Origin of the sequence: Bifidobacterium pullorum subsp. saeculare (assembly GCF_016899725.1) — a bacterium.
Classification (GTDB): domain Bacteria; phylum Actinomycetota; class Actinomycetes; order Actinomycetales; family Bifidobacteriaceae; genus Bifidobacterium; species Bifidobacterium pullorum_C.
Map to the genome: position 1 here is coordinate 1 of NZ_JACLYU010000051.1, position 1,606 is coordinate 1,606.

The 1,606-nt window shown below is 68.2% G+C and carries 2 protein-coding genes; both read left to right on the forward strand.

Annotated elements, in window-relative coordinates:
- The first annotated feature begins 628 nt into the window (after positions 1-628).
- Positions 629-895 carry a glutaredoxin-like protein NrdH gene (gene nrdH / locus H7U32_RS09330; RefSeq protein WP_204469790.1) on the forward strand — a complete coding sequence of 89 codons (267 nt, stop codon included), beginning with the start codon at positions 629-631 and terminating at the stop codon, positions 893-895.
- On the forward strand, positions 892-1,371 hold the full coding sequence (nrdI, locus tag H7U32_RS09335) for a class Ib ribonucleoside-diphosphate reductase assembly flavoprotein NrdI (RefSeq protein ID WP_204469791.1): 480 nt from the start codon (positions 892-894) through the stop codon (positions 1,369-1,371). Before nrdH ends, nrdI begins: the two co-directional genes overlap by 4 nt.
- Positions 1,372-1,606: the final 235 nt, after the last annotated feature.

Below are 1,606 nucleotides of genomic sequence, written 5' to 3' on the forward strand. Positions count from 1 at the left end.
CGGGTGAGCGGGGCGCGGGGCCTCATGCGGCAAACCGTACGCTCACGAGCCATCACAGTACGGTTCACCGCAGTGAGACGACGACCATGCGACAAACCGTACTCTTACGAGCTGTCACAGTACGGTTCGCCGCAAAGGCACCGTAAGAGTGAGGCAAACCGTACGCTCACACGCACTCACAGTACGGTTCGCCGCATAGGGGCCGCGAGAGTGCGGCAAAACGTACTCTTACGAGCCATCACAGTACGGTTCGCCGCAGTGTGATGACGCAAATGCTTGCGACCAGGAAACAGATGCGACACCAGAGACCACCGCAACGTCGTAAATGTTTGCGACCCGGAAACAAAAGCGACATGGCCACAAGCCCGCCACAACAGCCGCCGCGACGGTGTGATGTCCACCACATTCCCATGCCCCCGAAAACACTATTTGTAGGGAATTTCAACGCGACACACCACTAGGGCTAGTGTTTTGCCCTCGCGCGCCGCGGTTGTAGTCTGACGCCCGGCGATCACCACCAGACCACCGCCCGGCACCCGCCCGATACATCCGCGGGCCGCCGCCCGGAAAACCACAACCGCCACCGCGGACCGTCATGCCGAGGGCCCGTCACATCAAGGAGGGGAAGATGTCCGTCACCGTGTACACCAAACCGAACTGCCCGCAGTGCGAGGCCACCAAGCGCCAGCTGGACAAGCGCGGCATCGCCTACGCCGCGGTCGACATCGCCTCCACGCCGGGCGTGCTGGAGACGCTGCAGGCCGCCGGTTTCCGCCAGGCGCCGGTGGTGGTGACCAGCTCCGGCCATGCCTGGGCCGGCTACCGCCCGGACAAGATCCGCGACCTCGCCGTCGAGCTCGGCGCCGCCGCGCCGGCCGCCATGGTGGCCGCATGAGCGCCGCCCTGGGCGCGCTCGTGTACTTCTCCTCCGCCTCGGAGAACACCGCGCGCTTCGTGGCGCGCTGCCGGCTGGAGGAGCGCGGCGTCGACGTCTTCCGCATCCCGCTCAGACCCTCCGATCCGCCGCTGAGCGTGCGCGAACCCTTCGTGCTCATGGTGCCGACCTACGGCGGCGGCGATATCCGCAAGGCGGTGCCGATGCAGGTCAAACGCTTCCTCAACGACCCGGACAACCGCCGCTGGATCCGCGGCGTGATCGCCTCCGGCAACACGAACTTCGGCGAGGCCTACTGCGCGGCCGGCGATGTGATCGCCGCCAAATGCCAGGTGCCGTACCTCTTCCGATTCGAGCTCATGGGCACCCCCGAGGACGAGGCCACGGTGCGCGACCAGCTCCCCCGGTTCCTCGCCGGGCTCGCCGATCCGACGACCCACGGAGCCCCCGGAACCCCCGGAACCCCGACGACCTGACACGACGACCGACGGCCGGTCCGGCCAAGCCGACCGACAGCCAGCCCGTGCGGCAATCCGGCGGCCACGGCCAGCCCGGGCAGCGGGCCGGCGGCCGGGCAGCCACTGGTCCGCCCGTCCCATCGGGCATCGCGCCGTCGTCACCCCGGCCCAACCGGACCAGCCGCCCGATTAAGCCGCCATCCCCAACCAAGCCCCCGACTCCCGGCCACCCCATCCCCGACCACATCCGCAC